Genomic DNA, 16835 nt, shown 5'->3' with positions numbered 1-16835 from the left:
GGGGCATCAGCGCGGCTTCTACTCCATTTCTAGGATGATCGCATCCACCGCGAGGCTTTCGCCCTGCGCCGCGTTCACCGCCTTCACCTTGCCCGATTTCTCGGCCCGCAGGATGTTCTCCATCTTCATGGCCTCGACCACGGCGAGCGGCTGTCCGGCCTCGACCGTATCACCTACACCGACATGCAGCGCCACGAGCAGCCCGGGCATCGGGCAGACGAGGTATTTCGACATGTCGGGCGCGACCTTGGCGATCATGTGCCGCGTCAGCGGCGCGATTCGCGCCGGGAGCACGCGCACGTCGTGGCTCGCGCCGCGCGTCGTCAGCTTGAAGCCCGCCGCGCGCGCGGCAACCTTCACCGTCAGCGGCTTTCCGCCGACTTCGGCGGCCACCACCCGGTCACCCGGCGTGTATTCAAGCGCGAGGTCGATCTCAGCACCATCGACGGTGATCGCTTCCTCATCCACTGTCACGGCAAAGTCGGTCTCGCCGATGCGCACTGCCCATTCGGACGGCGGATCGAGCGTATCACCCAATTGCCCGTCAACCTGCCGTGCCCGGTCGGCCCGCGCCGTGGCAAGGAAGCCCGCCAGTGCCGCAAGCGAACGCAGCGTTTCGTCAGAGGTCGCCGCGCCGTGGAACCCGTCGGGGTACTCCTCGGCGATAAAGCCGGTGGTGAGCTCGCCCGAACGGAAGCGCGGGTGCTGCATGATCGCCGAGACGAAATCGATGTTGTGGCCCAGCCCCTCGATCTCGAACGCATCGAGCGCCTCGATCTGCCGGTCCGCCGCCTCGTCGCGGGTTTCGCCCCAGGTGACGAGCTTAGCAATCATCGGATCGTAGAACATCGAGACTTCGCCGCCTTCATAGACGCCGTCGTCCACGCGAACGCCGTCCACGCCGCGGCGGCCATTGGCTGTACCGTCGTCGGTCCAGCCTTCCACCGGCGGATCATATCGCACGAGCCGCCCGGTCGAGGGCAGGAAGCCGCGATAGGGGTCTTCGGCATAGACGCGGTTCTCGATCGCCCAGCCGTCGATGCCGATGTCGTCCTGCGCGAAGGCAAGCGTTTCGCCCGCCGCGACGCGGATCATCTGCTCGACCAGATCGATGCCGGTGATGGCTTCGGTCACCGGGTGCTCCACCTGCAGGCGGGTGTTCATTTCGAGGAAGTAGAAGCTCTCGCCGCTGGGGTCCGCGCCCGAGACGATCAGTTCCACCGTGCCTGCCGAGTAATAGCCCACCGCGCGGGAGAGCGCGACGCACTGCTCGCCCATCGCCTTGCGCATCTTGGGCGTCACGAAAGGCGAGGGCGCTTCCTCCACCACCTTCTGGTGCCGCCGCTGGATCGAGCATTCGCGCTCGTTGAGATAGAGGATGTTGCCGTGCTGATCTCCGAGGATCTGGATCTCGATGTGGCGCGGATTGAGGATGAACTTCTCGATGAACACGCGGTCATCGCCGAACGAGTTCAGCCCCTCGCGCTTCACCGCCTCGAAGCCCTCGCGCACGTCCTTCTCGGAGTACGCCAGCCGCATGCCCTTGCCGCCGCCGCCGGCCGAGGCCTTCATCATCACCGGATAGCCGATCTCGTCCGAGATGCGCACCGCGTGCTCGGTATCCTCGATCTCGCCCACGAAGCCGGGGACGACATTGACGCCCGCCGCCTTCGCCAGCTTCTTCGATTCGATCTTGTCCCCCATCGCGGCAATCGCGTTCACAGGCGGCCCGATAAACGCGATGCCTTCTGCCGCAAGCGCTTCGGCAAAGCTCGTGCGCTCCGAAAGGAAGCCATAGCCCGGATGCACCGCCTCGGCGCCCGTCTGCTTGCAGGCCGCGATGATCTTGTCCGCGATCAGGTAGCTCTGCGCAGCAGGCGAAGGCCCGATATGCACCGCTTCATCCGCCATCTTCACAAACGGCGCCCGCGCATCGGCATCCGAATAGACCGCGACGGTCTGGATACCCATCCGCCGCGCGGTCTTGATGACGCGGCATGCAATCTCGCCCCGGTTGGCGATGAGGATTTTCTTGAACATCAGAGGTCTACACCTTCAACAACGAAGAGGCGCGAGGAACTGGTCCGCTGGCGGATCGCCGCCACCGGGGCATATTCGGCTGAATTCACAAAGGCTTCGGCCTGCGCCTTGCTGGGAAATTCGACAATCACGATGCGGCCCGTCGGCGCATCGCCCTCGACGCCCGTGATCGCGCCGCCGCGCGTCACGTAGCGTCCGCCGTACTGCGCGATGACGCCGGGCACTGCAGCGCGATACGCTGCGAAGCCTTCCGCATCGTGGACGTCGACTTCGGCGACGACATAGCCTTTGGGCGTCTCGGCCACGGGCTTATTCCGCCGCCGCCAGTTCTTCGCCAGCAGGCGGCATATTGTGCCCCAGCAGGCGCAGCATATCCGCCGCCGCTTCAACCACATTGGTGCCCGGGCCATAGATGCCCTGCACCCCGGCCTCGCGCAGGAAATCGTAGTCCTGCGGCGGGATCACCCCGCCCGCGACGACCTTGATATCGCTGCGGCCCGCCTCGCGCAGGTGGCGGATCAGTTCGGGGATCAGCGTCTTGTGCCCCGCCGCAAGGCTCGACGCGCCGACCGCATCGACATCGGCCTCCAGCGCCAGCTTGGCGGCTTCCTCGGGCGTCTGGAACAGCGGGCTGCTCGTCACATCGAAGCCCATGTCACCAAACGCGGAGGCGATCACGTTCGCGCCGCGGTCATGCCCGTCCTGGCCCATCTTGGAGACGAGCATGCGCGGGGCGCGGCCCAGACGGCGCGTCACGGCTTCCACGCCGTCCAGCACCTGCTGGTAGCGCGCATCCCCGGCATAATAGGCGCTGTAGACGCCGCGAACCGGCGTGGGATGCGTGCCGTGGCGGCCGAACACGATCTCCATCGCGTCCGAAATCTCGCCCAGCGTGGCGCGGTGCCGTGCGGCTTCAACCGCCAGCTCCAGCAGATTGCCGCCGGTCTTCGCGCCCTCGGTCAGCGCGTTCAAAGCCGCGCGGCACTTGGTCTCGTCGCGATTTTCACGCACCCACTTCAGCCGCGCGATCTGGCCCTCGCGCACCGCCATGTTGTCGACTTCGAGCGTATCGAGCTGGTCTTCGCTCGCAAGGCGGTACTTGTTGACGCCGACGATCACGTCCTCGCCCCGGTCCACCCGCGCCTGCCGTCCGGCAGCGGCTTCCTCGATCATCGCCTTGGGCCAGCCCGCCGCCACGGCCTTGGCCATGCCGCCTTCGGCCTCGACGCGCTCGATGATCTCCCACGCCTTGTCGACCAGTTCCTGCGTCAGCGCCTCGATGTAATACGACCCGCCCAGCGGATCGACCACCTTGGTCATGCCGGTCTCTTCCTGGATCACGATCTGCGTGTTGCGGGCAATGCGCGCGGAAAAGTCGGTCGGCAGCGCGATGGCTTCATCGAGCGCATTGGTGTGGAGCGACTGCGTGCCGCCCAGCATCGCGGCCATCGCCTCGATCGTGGTGCGGATCACGTTGTTGTAGGGGTCCTGCTCCTGCAAGCTCACGCCCGAAGTCTGGCAGTGCGTGCGCAGCATCTTGCTGCGTTCATCCTGCGCGCCGAGCTGCGTCATCACCCGGTGCCACAGCACGCGCGCGGCGCGCAGCTTGGCCACTTCCATGAAGAAGTTCATCCCGATGGCGAAGAAGAACGACAGGCGCCCGGCAAACTTGTCGATATCGAGGCCCGAGGCGACGCCGTACTTCACGTATTCCATGCCGTCGGCGATGGTGAAGGCCAGCTCCTGCACCTGCGTCGCCCCGGCTTCCTGCATGTGATAGCCGGAAATCGAGATCGAGTTGAACTTCGGCATCTCGCGGCTGGTATAGCCGAAGATGTCCGAGATGATCCGCATCGAAGGCTCGGGCGGGTAGATGTAGGTGTTGCGGACCATGAACTCCTTGAGGATGTCGTTCTGGATGGTCCCGTCGAGCTGCGCGCGGGCCACGCCCTGCTCCTCGCCCGCCACGATGAAGAACGCGAGGATCGGAATCACCGCGCCGTTCATGGTCATCGAAACGGACATCTGATCGAGCGGAATCCCGTCGAACAGGATTTTCATGTCCTCGACCGAATCGATCGCCACGCCCGCCTTGCCGACATCGCCGACCACGCGCGGGTGGTCCGAGTCATACCCGCGGTGCGTCGCCAGATCGAAGGCGACCGACAGGCCCTTCTGCCCCGCCGCCAGATTGCGGCGATAGAATGCGTTCGATTCCTCGGCGGTGGAGAAGCCCGCATATTGCCGGATCGTCCAGGGCCGCCCCGCATACATCGAAGCCCGCACCCCGCGCGTGAACGGCGCGAAGCCCGGCAGACCCGGATCGACGCTAACGTCCTCCGCCGTATAGAGCGGCTTCACGGCAATGCCTTCCGGCGTCTGCCAGGTGAGGTCCTTGCCCTTCACTTCCTTCGAGGCGGCCTTCTGCCAGTCTTCGATATTCGCCATGATCTTGTCCCTAAAGCGGTTCAATGCGCCTCTTTCGGCGTCTCCATGATCTCGGTCAGCACCCCGCCCATGTCCTTGGGGTGGACGAAGAAGATCAGCGTCCCATGCGCCCCGATGCGCGGCTCGCCCAGCACGCGCTTGCCCAGCGCCTCGAACGCCGCCTTGGCCGCGTGAATATCGGGCACTTCGTAGCACATGTGGTGCTGCCCCCCGGCGGGGTTCTTCGCCAGAAAGCCGGCGATCCCGGTATTGCCCGGCAGCGGCTCGATCAGTTCGATCTGCGTGCCGTTCAGCGCGCCATCCGCACCCGGCGTGTCGACGAAGCACACCTTCACGCCCTGCTCCGGCAGGTCGAAGGGCTCATGGATCTTCGTCGCGCCCATCACGTCGCGCCAGAACACAATGCTGTCCGCAATCGAAGGCGTCGCAACGCCGATATGGTTGAGCCTGCCGAGCTTCATGATCAGACCCTCTCGATCACCATGGCGATGCCCTGACCGCCGCCGATGCACATCGTGATGAGACCGTACTGGCCGCCGGTGCGCTGCAACTCGTAGGCCGCCTTGATTGTCAGGATCGCGCCCGTCGCACCAATCGGGTGGCCGAGCGAAATGCCCGAGCCGTTGGGATTGGTCTTGGCCGGATCGAAGCCCAGCTCCTTGGCAACGCCGCAGGCCTGCGCCGCAAACGCCTCGTTGCTCTCGATCACGTCGATCTGGTCGAGCGTCAGCCCCGCGCGCTTCAGCGCCACCGGCACGGCCTTGACCGGGCCGAGACCCATTACGTTGGGCTCCACGCCCGCATGGCCCCAGGCGAGGATCTTGGCAATCGGCTTCAGCCCATGCTCGGCCACCGCTTCGCCGCTCGCCAGCACGACCGCGCCTGCGCCGTCGTTGATGCCGCTGGCATTGCCCGCCGTCACAGTCCCGTCCTTCTTGAACACCGGCTTCAGCGTGGCCATCGCTTCCACGCTGGCATCGGCGCGGAAATGCTCGTCGGTGTCGAACACGGTCACGCCCTTGCGGGTCTTGATCTCGACCGGGACGATCTGCTCCTTGAAGTAGCCCGCAGCCGTCGCCGCCGCCGCGCGCTTGTGGCTTTCCACCGCCAGCGCGTCCTGCGCCTCACGCGTGATCTGGTGGCGCTCGGCCACGTTCTCCGCCGTCACGCCCATGTGGATGTTCTCGAAGGGATCGTGGAGCGCGCCGAGCATGGCGTCCATCAGCACCTGATCGCCCATCTTCTGGCCGTTCCGCGCGGTGAGCACCATATGCGGCGCGTTCGACATGACCTCGCAGCCCCCGCCGACGGCAATCTGCTGCTCGCCCAGCGCAATCCCCTGCGCGGCGGAAACAATCGCCTGCAGACCCGAACCGCAGAGCCGGTTCACGTTCATCGCCGGGCTTTCGATCGGCACACCCGCGTTCACCGCCGCGACGCGGCTGACATACGCGTCCTTCGGCTGCGTCGGCACGACAGTGCCGATCACCACGTTCTCGACCTTGTCCGCGCTGATCCCGGCGCGGGCAATCGCCTCCTTGATCACGATGGTGCCCAGATCCGCCGGACGGAACGAGGCGAGGCTGCCGCCAAACGTGCCAATGGCCGTGCGCGCGCCGGAAACGATGAAGATGTCAGTCATTCGCGTTATTCCTTACTTTCGTCTCGTTCCTGCGCTGACTGCGCCAGCAACTTGGCTTGCTCCGATTTGCTCTTCCGCTTCCGGAGTTCGACATAGCCGCCACCTAACAAAGCCAAACCCATAGCCCATGGAAACGCGAGAACTGATGTCCTGAAAGCCACGGCATACTCTGGTTCGAGGTAGTAGGCCTTGCTCTTGATCCAAGTTACGTCGGTTCGGGTCAGTGTCTTCACAACATAGACTGGGCTGCTGAACACCCTCGTTTCGATATTCCAGCCAATCACCCAGCTGGCCGCCGAACCGAGGAAACCCAGTAATATCGCTAAGTTCGCAAGCTTCAGCTTCAGGTCCATCAGCCTCACTCACAGCGGAATATTGTCGTGCTTCTTCCAAGGGTTTTCGAGGCTCTTGTTCCGCAGCTTGCGCAGCCCCAGCGCAATGCGCTTCCGGGTGGAATGCGGGTAGATCACCTCGTCCACAAAGCCCTTGCTCGCCGCCACGAACGGGTTGGCGAAGCGGTCTTCGTATTCCTTGGTCTTCACCGCCTGCTCTTCGGTCGAAAGCCCGCGGAAGATGATTTCCACCGCGCCCTTCGCGCCCATCACCGCGATTTCGGCGGTCGGCCAGGCGTAGTTGAGATCGCCGCGCAAGTGCTTGGAGGCCATCACGTCATAAGCGCCGCCATAGGCCTTGCGCGTGATCACGGTGATCTTGGGCACGGTCGCTTCGGCATAGGCGAACAGCAGCTTGGCGCCGTGCTTGATGATCCCGCCCAGTTCCTGCGCGGTGCCCGGCAGGAACCCCGGCACATCGACAAAGGTGACGATCGGAATTTCGAAGGCATCGCAGAAGCGCACGAACCGCGCCGCCTTCTTGGAGGAATTGATATCGAGCACGCCCGCCAGCACCATCGGCTGGTTGGCCACCACGCCCACCGTCTTGCCCTCGATCCGCCCGAACCCGCAGATGATGTTCGCGGCATGCTTGGGCTGGATCTCGAAGAACTCGCCCTCGTCGAGAGTCTTGGCGATCACCTCATGCATGTCATAGGGCTGGTTGGCCGAGGCGGGGATGATCGTGTCGAGGCTCGGCTCCAGCCGGTCCCACGCATCCGCCGTCGGCCGCTCGGGCACGCCGGAACGGTTGGTCAGCGGCAGGTAATCGAAGAACTCGCGCGCCATCAGCAGCGCCTCGATATCGTTCTCGCAGGCGAGATCGGCCACCGAGGTCTTGGTCGAATGCGTCACCGCGCCGCCCAGCTCTTCCTGCGTCACGATCTCGTTGGTCACCGTCTTCACCACGTCCGGGCCGGTGACGAACATGTAGGAGCTGTCCTTCACCATGAAGATGAAGTCGGTCATCGCGGGCGAATAGACCGCGCCACCCGCGCAGGGGCCCATGATGAGGGAAAGCTGCGGCACCACGCCGCTGGCGAGGACATTGCGCTGGAAGATCTCGGCATAGCCGCCAAGGCTCGCGACGCCTTCCTGAATGCGCGCGCCGCCGCTGTCATTCAGCCCGATCACCGGTGCGCCGACCTTGAGCGCGGTGTCCATGATCTTGCAGATCTTCATCGCGTGCCGCTCGGAAACCGCGCCGCCGAACACGGTGAAGTCCTGGCTGAACACATAGACGAGGCGCCCGTTGATCGTGCCCGAACCGGTCACCACGCCGTCGCCCGGCACGGTCTGCTCCGGCATGCCGAAATCGACGCAGTTGTGCTCGACGTAAGCGTCAATCTCTTCAAAGCTGCCCTCGTCGAGCAGGATATCAAGCCGCTCGCGCGCGGTCAGCTTGCCCTTGGCGTGCTGGGCATCGATGCGGCGCTGGCCGCCGCCCATGCGGGCCGCCTCGCGGCGCTTTTCCATTTCGGCGATATTGGCAGACATGCGTGAGCATTCCTCGACTGCAGGCGTTCAAGGCCGAGGCGGATGCCGCATTGCAGCGCGGCTGTCCAATGCAATTCAGCAAAGTTGCAAAGCTCTAGTTTGCAAACTAGGATCACGTTCATGGCAAACCGAAGGCTCTTTGCAGGGCAGGCCCTGCGCACCCTGCGCCAGCGCCGCGGCCTGCGTCAGGCGGAGATGGCCCACGCGCTCGGCATCAGCGCGCCCTATCTCTCGCAGCTCGAAACCGACGAGCGCCACCTCACCCCCGCGCTCGCAGAACGGCTGCGCGCCGCCTTCCCTATCGACTGGGCCGATTTCGCCCCGCCAGATGCTGATACGCTCGCAGAATCGCTGCGCGAGGCGCTTGCCGATCCGCAGCTCCCCGGCGGCATTCCCGCCGATCAGGTCGAGCGCCTCGCTCGCCAGTTCCCGCAATTCGCGGAGAACTTCATCACCCTCCACGGCCTCTTCGCCAAGGGCCGCCAGCGCCTCGAAATGCTCGACGAGGCGATAGGCTTCGATCTTGGCGGTTCGGAAATAGCGGGTGGCCGCCTGCCATGGGAGGAGGTGCGCGACTGGTTCCACCTCGCCAACAACTATGTCGACCGAATCGACCGCGATGCCGAAACGCTCGCCCACCAGATCGCCGGAGACGAAGCCAGCCCGCGCATCCGCACCATGCAGCAATGGCTGCGCCGCGAGGGCGTGTCGATCGAATGGGCCAGCGGCGTCGCCCTGCGCCGCTTCGACGCGGCCCGCCGGCACCTCCAGCTCGATTCCGCCCAGCCCAACGAATCGAGCCGCTTCCAGCTCGCGTACCAGGTCGCCGCGCTGGCGCTCTCCGAGCAGATCACCGATATCGTCGCCTCCGCGCCGCTGCAGACGGAGGCCGCGCGCCACCTCCTCACCGTCGGCCTCGGCAACTACGCCGCGGGCGCGCTCCTCATGCCCTATGAACGCTTCCGCAGCGCGGCGCGCAAGCTGCGCCATGATATCGACCGGCTGCGCCAGCTCTTCCACGTGAGCTTCGAGCAGTGCTGCCACCGCCTCTCCACCCTCCAGCGCCCGCAGGCGCGCGGCATCCCCGTGTTCTTCGCGCGGGTCGACATGGCCGGCAACATCACCAAGCGCCACTCCGCCACCCGCCTGCAGTTCGGCCGCTTCGGCGGCGCCTGCCCCTTGTGGATCGTCCACGAAGCCGTCGCCATCCCGGACCGCATCCACGTCCAGCTCGCCGAAATGCCCGACGGCATCCGCTACGTCTCGATCGCCAAGGGCCTCGTCAAACCCAGCGGCAGCTACTACCGCCAGCCCCGCCGCTACGCCGTGGTCCTCGGCTGCGAAGCCGCGCTGGCGGACGAATTCGTCTACGCCGACGGCCTCAACCTGACGAACGAGGACGCGGTCACGCGCATCGGCATCTCCTGCCGCATCTGCCCCCGCGACACCTGCGACCAGCGCGCCTTCCCTCCTAGCGACAAGGCCATCGCGGTCGATCCGAGCCAGCGCGATCTGGTGCCCTACCGGATCGTGGAGGGGTAGCCCTGCGGGCCTATTGTCGAGCCGCCTGAGACTCAGATGCCGGCGCTCGCGGTCCGACTTTGTATCCATCGCCTGCCGCGACCCACTTCACCGGCTTGCCAGGTAGCTTGATGTCAACCCGCTCAATCTGTCCAAACTTCAAGAGCTTGCCGTCAATCAGGCTGACGGTCTCGCAAGCCTGCCTGCCGAACATGGACCCGTATTTTTCGACCAGCTTCGCGACAACAGCGGCGTTGCGGTCCGTTGGGAGGAGCTCCCCATTCAAACGGACCTTGCCATTGAGCAGGTCGGCCTCCCGCATCGTGCCGCAGATGGCCCCGTTCTCTATGTGCACAATCGCAGTCGTCGTGAGCGAGATCAGAGGCGTTTCGCTGATCATCAGCTCGCCAGCGTCGGTGATGGTTCCGTCTGCAGCTAGCGAATAAGTATCAATCGTCGTGCACGTCCGGGTCGTCGCATCAGGGTTTGAACACAGCAAGTGCCCGGCGGTGATGTTGGCGAGAGCATCGTCTGCGGGAACATTCGCTGACGATGCGGCTGCCGCCAGAATGCCGAGAACAAAGAACATGCGGGCTCCCCCAATGGCCGACTGGCACAATATCATTATCAGATTTCAGTTTGGCCGTCAGGCCACCGCTTCACTCCGTCCCTCCTCCCGCGCCACGATCCCGACCACAGAAAAGGCCGGAGGCTTCCCCCCGGCCCTTCCCTTATCCCAAAGGCGAGAAAACCTCAGCCCTTCAGCACTTCCGCCAGCGTCTCGCCCAGCAAGCTCGGCGACGGCGACACGCGGATGCCCGCCGCTTCCATCGCCGCGATCTTGCTTTCCGCATCGCCCTTGCCGCCCGAAACGATCGCGCCGGCGTGGCCCATGCGGCGGCCCGGAGGCGCCGAGCGGCCCGCGATGAAGCCGGCCATCGGCTTCTTGCGGCCACGCTTGGCCTCGTCGATCAGGAACTGCGCGGCCTTCTCCTCGGCGTCGCCGCCGATTTCGCCGATCATGATGATCGACTTGGTCTCTTCGTCCGCCAGGAACAGCTCGAGCACGTCGATGAAGTTGGTGCCGTTTACCGGATCACCGCCGATGCCGACAGCCGTGGTCTGGCCCAGGCCGATATTAGAGGTCTGGAACACCGCCTCATAGGTCAGCGTGCCCGAACGCGAGACGACGCCCACCGAGCCCTTCTTGAAGATCGAGCCCGGCATGATGCCGATCTTGCACTCGTCCGGCGTCAGCACGCCAGGGCAGTTCGGCCCGATCAGGCGCGACTTCGAACCCTGAAGCGCACGCTTCACGCGCACCATGTCGAGCACCGGAATGCCTTCGGTGATGCACACGATCAATTCCATCTGCGCGTCAATCGCCTCGAGAATGGCGTCCGCCGCGCCCGGAGGCGGCACGTAGATGCAGCTGGCAGTTGCGCCGGTCGCGGCCTTGGCTTCGGCGACGGTGTCATACTGCGGCAGGCCGATGTGGCTGGTGCCGCCCTTGCCGGGGGTCACGCCCGCGACCATCTGCGTGCCGTAGTCGAGCGCAGCCTGCGTGTGGAACGCGCCGGTCTTGCCGGTCATCCCCTGGGTGATGACCTTGGTGTGCTTGTTGACGAGAATCGACATGGTTCAGGAAACCTTCCGAACGGCGGCCACGATCTTCTGCGCGGCATCGCCAAGGTCGTTGGCAGGAACGATGGGGAGACCGGAGCCGGCAAGGATGTCCTTGCCCTGCTGCACGTTGGTGCCTTCGAGGCGCACGACGAGCGGAACCTGAAGGTTCACTTCCTTCGCGGCGGCAACGATGCCGTCGGCGATGATGTCGCACTTCATGATCCCGCCGAAGATGTTGACGAGAATGCCCTTCACCGCCGGATCCGAAAGGATCAGCTTGAACGCCGCCGTCACCTTCTCGGTGGTGGCGCCGCCGCCCACATCGAGGAAGTTGGCCGGGAATTCGCCGTTCAGCTTGATGATGTCCATCGTCGCCATGGCAAGGCCGGCGCCGTTCACCATGCAGCCGATGTTGCCGTCGAGCTTGATGTAGGCGAGGTCGTACTTGCTGGCTTCGATCTCCGCCGGGTCTTCCTCGGTCTCGTCACGCAGGGCGACGACATCGGGGTGGCGGTAGAGGGCGTTCGAATCGAAGCTCATCTTGGTGTCGAGCACCAGGAGATTCCCGTCCTTGGTTTCCACCAGAGGGTTGATCTCCAGCATGTCGCAATCGAGCGCCATGAACGCGGTGTAGAGCTGCTTGGCGATCGTGCCCGCCTGCTTGTTGAGCTCGCCCGTCAGCTTCAGTGCATAGCCCACGGCACGGCCGTGGTGCGGCATGAAGCCCTGCGCCGGATCGATGGTGATCGTCGCGATCTTCTCGGGCGTCGAGTGCGCCACTTCTTCGATGTCCATGCCGCCTTCGGTCGAGACGATCATCGCCACCCGGCCGGTCGCGCGGTCCACCACCATCGAGAGGTAGTATTCCTTGGCGATATCGACGCCATCGGTGACGTAGAGCCGGTTGACCTGCTTGCCCGCCGCGCCGGTCTGCACCGTCACCAGCGTGTTGCCGAGCATTTCCCTGGCGAAGGCCTCGACCTCCTCGACCGACTTGGCCAGCCGGACGCCGCCCTTGGCATCGGCGGGGAGTTCCTTGAACTTGCCCTTGCCGCGGCCACCAGCGTGGATCTGCGCCTTCACCACATAGAGCGGCCCGGGCAGCTGCTTCGCGGCGGCAACCGCTTCTTCAACGGTCAGGGCAGCAATGCCCGCCGGAATGCCGACGCCAAAACGGCTGAGCAATTCCTTGGCCTGATATTCATGAACGTTCATGCGTGATCCCCGCGTCAGAGAGAAGGAGAGCTGCGGATTGAACCCGTAAGGTCGCGCTGCCTTAAGCACACGACTAAAGGCTTGAAAAGGGTTCGCACACCCCAATTGCGCCTGCAGGGATGCATTCGCCGCCTGCGGTACCGAATACGAATGCACGACAGGCCCGTCCACCTCACGAGCCCCTTGCGCCGAGCCCGCCAAACCCGCATCGCAAACGGCGATGATCGATTTCGACCGCTTCCGCGCCATCATGGCCGAAGCCGGACGTCTGGCCCTCGCCAGCTGGCCCGGCCACGGCCACGCGCTCGAAGTGTGGGACAAGTCCCCGAACAACCCCGTCTCCGCCGCCGATCTCGCCGTCGATACCTACCTCAAGCAGGAACTGGGCGCCCTCCTGCCCTCCGCCGGCTGGCTCTCGGAAGAAACCGTCGACGACCCGTCCCGCCTCGGCAAAGGCCTGTGCTGGCTGGTCGATCCGATAGACGGCACCCGCGATTTCGTGCGTGGCCGCCCCGGCTGGGCCGTCTCCGTCGCGCTCATTTCCGAAGGCCGCCCCCTCATCGGCGCGCTCGATGCCCCCGCCCGCGGCGAATACTGGGAGGCCATCGCCGGACAAGGCGCGACCCGCAACGACATGCCGTTGACCGCCAGCAACCGCCTCGAACTCACCGGAGCCCGCGTTCCCGCAGACGCCCTCCCCCGCGTCGACCACGACCTCATCCTCGTCGACAAGCCCAACTCCATCGCGCTCCGCATCGCCATGGTCGCCGCCAACGAAGCCGACCTCCTCGCCACCCTGCGCTGGGGCTACGAATGGGACATCGCCGCCGCGACCCTGATTGCGCGCGAAGCCGGCGCGGCGGTGAGCGACGCCTTCGGCGCGCCGCTGGCCTATAACAAGCGCGACCCCCGCGCGTTTGGCTTGCTGGCGGCAGCGCCCGCGATTCACGCGGCGGCGGTGGACCGGCTGGCGGAACGCGCGAGCCGGATGGCTTAACTCCGCCGGACCACACCCCACCGCCATCGGTTTCTACTGCACCCCCGACGCCGCTCATGCCGAGCTTGTCGAAGCATCATACCCAGCGTCCGCGCGCGCACCCTTCGTCATTCCCTCGAAGGCGGGAATGACGAAAAAACGGGGATGACACAGTGTGGAGTTAGGCCGCCTCAAACTCTTCCGTATCAATCGTCGCCTGCATCACCGGCCCATAGCGGTGCCCCGCCACGGTCTGGTGATTGATCAGCGCATCCACCTCGGCGACCAGCGCGGCGGAGGGTTCCCAATCCCACCGCGCAATATTCTCGGCCAGATGATCCTGCCGCGACGTGCCCGGAATCGCCACAACATGCGGCCCGCGCGCCAGCACCCAGCCGAGCGCCAGCTGCGCCGCCGTCACGCCCTCGCGCGCGGCCAGCGCGGCAAAGGCTTCGGCAAGGCTCAGGTTATGCGCCCAGTTGTCGCCTTGAAAGCGCGGCATGTTGGGGCGGATATCGCTCTTGGGCATCGCGGCGGGATCGGGCCGTTCGTCCACCAGCAGGCCCCGGCACACCGGCGAGAACGCCACGAAAGTGATCCCCAGCTCGCGGCACACATCCAGCACCGCGATCTCAGGATTGCGCGTCATCGGCGAGTATTCGGTCTGCAGCGCGGCGATGGGGTGTTCGGCATGGGCGCGGCGCACCGTTTCGGCGGACATTTCGGAGAGGCCGATCCCGCCGATCTTCCCCTCGCGCACCAGATCACCCAGCGCGCCGACCGATTCCTCGATCGGCACGGTGAAATCGCGGCGGTGGAGGTAATAGAGGTCGATGTGGTCGGTCTTGAGCAGCCGCAGCGAGGTTTCGAGCGCGCCCCGGATCGTTTCTGGCTTGCAATCGATCCGCCGCGCCTTGCCGTCGACGATGATCCCGGTCTTGCTGGCGAGGAAGAAGCGGTTGCGCTGGCCCGAAAGCGCCTCGCCGATCAGCGTCTCGTTGTGCCCGTCGCCATAGATCCGCGCGGTATCGAGGTGGTCATAACCAAGGTCCAGCGCGCGTGCGAGCAGGCGCTTGCCGTCCTCGTCCGAAGGCGGCGTGCCATAGGCCCAGCTCAGCGACATGCAGCCAAGGCCGATGGGGTTGGTCTCGTGGGCGCCAATCGTGCGGCGGGTAAAGGTCATGCTCCGGACTCCTTTGTCCGGAGCGATGCCAGCCGGGCCGACGCTTCGTCAACCCGGCTGAAGCACATGATCTTTTTACTGGCCGGAACGCGCCCGCGCCACGTCTTCCTGCGTCACGGGCACGATCTTGATTTCCACGCGGCGGTTGGCCGAGCGGCCTTCTTCGGTTGCGTTCGATGCCACCGGGTTGGACTCGCCATAGCCTTGGCTGCGGACGCGGCCCGGGTTCACCCCGCGCGAGGCCAGATAGTCGGCCACGGCGCGCGCCCGGTTCTGCGATAGCGTCATGTTGTACGCTTCCGAGCCGGTCGAATCGGTGTACCCGTAAACGTCGATCAGCGAATCCGGATACTGCACGAGGCTCTGTGCCACCTTGTCGAGCGTGTCGCGGAAGGCCGGCTTGATCACCGTGCTGTCGGTATCGAAGGTCACGCCGTTGGGCAGGTTGACGAGAATCGCCTTGCCACCATCGACCGGAGAGACATCGACGCCGGTGCCCGCAGTCTGCTCGCGCAGCTGCTTGATCTGCTTGTCGTAGGTGTAGCCGACCGCCGCACCCGCCACGCCGCCGATGCCGGCACCGATGATGCGCCCGGTGCCGCCGCCGATCAGACCGCCCAGCAGCAGACCCGCCAGCGCGCCGCCACCTGCGCCGATCGCGGTGCGCGAAACCTTTTGCTGGCCGGTGTTGGGGTCGGTCACGCAGGCCGAGAGGCTGACGAGCGAAACAGCGCAAAGGCTGGAGACAAGAACGCGCCGGATTTTCATGGTACTTCCCCTGTGAACGGACCCTCGCGGGAGAGCCCCTATCATTGAACTGCTGCCGCCTCTTGCGGTCCCAGCGAGCCTAATCGCCGTTTCATCCTGAACGCGAGCCGAATAGCAGGCCTTCATGCGGCAGCGCAAATCTGCTAGCGCCCTTTGCGTGACCCCTTATCCTTGGCCCGACGCCTTCATCATTCTTGGGCTGGTCCTTCTCAACGGCCTGTTTTCCATGACGGAACTGGCGATTGTCTCGGCACGTCCAGCCCGGCTGAAAGTCGCGGCAGAGGGCGGCAGCAAGGGCGCGAAACTGGCGCTCGAACTGGCGGCGGACCCCGGCAAACTGCTCTCCACGGCGCAAATCGGCATCACACTCATCGGCATCGTCGCCGGCGCCTATTCCGGCGCCAGCCTCGGCGGGCCGACCGGTGAGCGCCTCGCCGCGCTCGGCCTGCCCGGCGAATGGGCTCCTATCGTGGGCTTCGTGCTCGTGATCGCGGTGACCACCTTCCTCAGCCTGGTTGTCGGCGAACTCGTGCCCAAGCAGCTCGCCCTGCGCGCGGCCGAGCCCATCGCGATCGTCGCCGCCGCGCCGATGCAGCTCATGGCCCGCATGACCGCCCCCTTCGTCTGGACGCTCGACAGCTCCTCCTCGTTCCTGCTGCGCCTGTTCGGCGTGAACCGCACCAGCGAGCAGGACGTTACAGCCGAGGAACTCCACATGATCTTCGCCGAGGCGACCCGCTCCGGCGTGATCGAGGAAGACGAACGCGCGCTGATGACCGGCATCATGCGCCTCGCCGACCGGCCCGTGCGCGAAGTGATGACCCCGCGCACCGAACTCCATTGGATCGAGCGCCGCGCGCCCGAGGCGGATCTGCGCGCCGCCATTGCCGACAGCCCGCATTCGCTCCTGCTCGTGGCCGATGGTTCGGTCGACAATGTCGTCGGCGTGGTCAAGGTGCGCGACGTGCTCTCCGTGCTGCTGCGCGGGCGCAAGGTCATCCTCGCCCGGCTGATGAAGAAGCCCGCGATCGTGCCCGACCAGCTCGACACGATGGACGCGTTGCGCGTGATCCAGCAGGCCGAGATCGCCATCGCGCTTGTCCACGACGAGTATGGCCACCTCGAAGGCATCGTCACGCCCGCCGACCTGCTCGATGCCATCGTCGGCAATTTCGTCGCGCATGGCGATGAAGGCGATGCGCCGATGATCGTCGAGCGCGAGGACGGCTCGCTGCTGCTATCGGGCGCACTCCCCGCCGATGCCTTGGCCGACCGGCTCGGCATCGAACTCCCCGAAGACCGCGATTTCGCCACGGCTGCGGGCTTCGCGCTATCGGTCCTGAAGCGTCTCCCCACCGAAGGCGAGCACTTCCACGATCAGGGCTGGCGCTTCGAGGTGGTTGATATGGACGGCCGCAAGATCGACAAGCTGCTGGCAAGCAGGATCAAGCCGGCCCCCGCCGCGCCGGTGCTGGACGGCTGAGGCTGGAGCCCTCCCCGTTTGGGCTTCGCCACAACAGGGAGGAT

The 16835-nt window shown here is 65.4% G+C and carries 15 protein-coding genes; 3 read left to right on the top strand and 12 right to left on the bottom strand.

Translation table 11 applies throughout. The annotated features are described in order from the left end of the window. Nucleotides 1-18: 18 nt before the first annotated feature. From AQZ52_RS03815 to AQZ52_RS03785, 7 genes are read right to left on the bottom strand one after another with little or no spacing between them, the layout of a single operon-like run. Nucleotides 19-2040, bottom strand: coding sequence for an acetyl-CoA carboxylase biotin carboxylase subunit (locus AQZ52_RS03815; RefSeq protein ID WP_067906570.1), 2022 nt, complete (start codon nt 2038-2040; stop codon nt 19-21). Beyond that, nucleotides 2040-2345, bottom strand: a complete 306-nt coding sequence (locus AQZ52_RS03810; RefSeq protein ID WP_067906569.1) for a DUF1330 domain-containing protein — start codon at nt 2343-2345, stop codon at nt 2040-2042. Before AQZ52_RS03810 ends, AQZ52_RS03815 begins: the two co-directional genes overlap by 1 nt. Nucleotides 2346-2349: 4 nt before the next feature. After that, on the bottom strand, nt 2350-4491 hold the full coding sequence (gene scpA, locus AQZ52_RS03805) for a methylmalonyl-CoA mutase (RefSeq protein ID WP_276203268.1): 2142 nt from the start codon (nt 4489-4491) through the stop codon (nt 2350-2352). A gap of 17 nt (nt 4492-4508) precedes the next feature. Next, on the bottom strand, nt 4509-4949 hold the full coding sequence (gene mce, locus AQZ52_RS03800) for a methylmalonyl-CoA epimerase (protein WP_067906567.1): 441 nt from the start codon (nt 4947-4949) through the stop codon (nt 4509-4511). 2 nt (nt 4950-4951) lie between these two features. Further along, nucleotides 4952-6130: an acetyl-CoA C-acyltransferase family protein gene (locus AQZ52_RS03795; protein WP_067906566.1), complete on the bottom strand. Its 1179-nt coding sequence runs from the start codon at nt 6128-6130 to the stop codon at nt 4952-4954. A gap of 5 nt (nt 6131-6135) precedes the next feature. Continuing rightward, nucleotides 6136-6483 (bottom strand): hypothetical protein, encoded by a 348-nt coding sequence (locus AQZ52_RS03790; protein ID WP_156424770.1) that lies wholly within the window; start codon nt 6481-6483, stop codon nt 6136-6138. A 9-nt stretch (nt 6484-6492) separates the two neighbouring features. Beyond that, complete coding sequence (locus tag AQZ52_RS03785) at nt 6493-8019, bottom strand: acyl-CoA carboxylase subunit beta (RefSeq protein ID WP_067906564.1); 1527 nt, start codon at nt 8017-8019, stop codon at nt 6493-6495. A 120-nt stretch (nt 8020-8139) separates the two neighbouring features. Here AQZ52_RS03785 and AQZ52_RS03780 point away from each other — a divergent pair, with 120 nt between their 5' ends. Next, nucleotides 8140-9561: a helix-turn-helix domain-containing protein gene (locus tag AQZ52_RS03780; protein WP_067906563.1), complete on the top strand. Its 1422-nt coding sequence runs from the start codon at nt 8140-8142 to the stop codon at nt 9559-9561. Nucleotides 9562-9571: 10 nt separating this feature from the next. Here the strand turns inward: AQZ52_RS03780 and AQZ52_RS03775 are convergent, their stop codons facing one another. From AQZ52_RS03775 to sucC, 3 genes are all read right to left on the bottom strand, one after another. Further along, entirely contained in the window at nt 9572-10129 is a 558-nt protein-coding gene (locus AQZ52_RS03775) for a hypothetical protein (protein ID WP_156424769.1), read from the bottom strand. 164 nt (nt 10130-10293) lie between these two features. Beyond that, complete coding sequence (sucD, locus tag AQZ52_RS03770; protein WP_067906561.1) at nt 10294-11178, bottom strand: succinate--CoA ligase subunit alpha; 885 nt, start codon at nt 11176-11178, stop codon at nt 10294-10296. Nucleotides 11179-11181: 3 nt separating this feature from the next. Then, nucleotides 11182-12381, bottom strand: coding sequence for an ADP-forming succinate--CoA ligase subunit beta (gene sucC / locus AQZ52_RS03765; RefSeq protein ID WP_067906560.1), 1200 nt, complete (start codon nt 12379-12381; stop codon nt 11182-11184). Between the two features lie 220 nt (nt 12382-12601). Between sucC and AQZ52_RS03760 the strand changes: the two genes are divergently transcribed. Continuing rightward, nucleotides 12602-13378, top strand: a complete 777-nt coding sequence (locus tag AQZ52_RS03760) for a 3'(2'),5'-bisphosphate nucleotidase CysQ (RefSeq protein WP_067906559.1) — start codon at nt 12602-12604, stop codon at nt 13376-13378. Nucleotides 13379-13538: 160 nt separating this feature from the next. On the opposite strand, the gene AQZ52_RS03755 is transcribed toward AQZ52_RS03760, so the two are convergent. Both AQZ52_RS03755 and AQZ52_RS03750 read right to left on the bottom strand, forming a co-directional pair. Next, nucleotides 13539-14540 carry an aldo/keto reductase gene (locus AQZ52_RS03755; protein WP_067906558.1) on the bottom strand — a complete coding sequence of 334 codons (1002 nt, stop codon included), beginning with the start codon at nt 14538-14540 and terminating at the stop codon, nt 13539-13541. Nucleotides 14541-14615: 75 nt separating this feature from the next. Continuing rightward, nucleotides 14616-15308: a YiaD family glycine zipper/OmpA-like lipoprotein gene (locus AQZ52_RS03750; RefSeq protein ID WP_067906557.1), complete on the bottom strand. Its 693-nt coding sequence runs from the start codon at nt 15306-15308 to the stop codon at nt 14616-14618. A gap of 157 nt (nt 15309-15465) precedes the next feature. Here AQZ52_RS03750 and AQZ52_RS03745 point away from each other — a divergent pair, with 157 nt between their 5' ends. Further along, on the top strand, nt 15466-16791 hold the full coding sequence (locus AQZ52_RS03745; RefSeq protein WP_067906556.1) for a hemolysin family protein: 1326 nt from the start codon (nt 15466-15468) through the stop codon (nt 16789-16791). Nucleotides 16792-16835 lie beyond the last annotated feature (44 nt).

Origin of the sequence: Novosphingobium fuchskuhlense (assembly GCF_001519075.1) — a bacterium.
GTDB classification, from domain to species: Bacteria; Pseudomonadota; Alphaproteobacteria; order Sphingomonadales; family Sphingomonadaceae; genus Novosphingobium; species Novosphingobium fuchskuhlense.
Note: the sequence above shows the minus strand (reverse complement) of the source record. Positions and strands in the feature narration are given on the sequence as shown.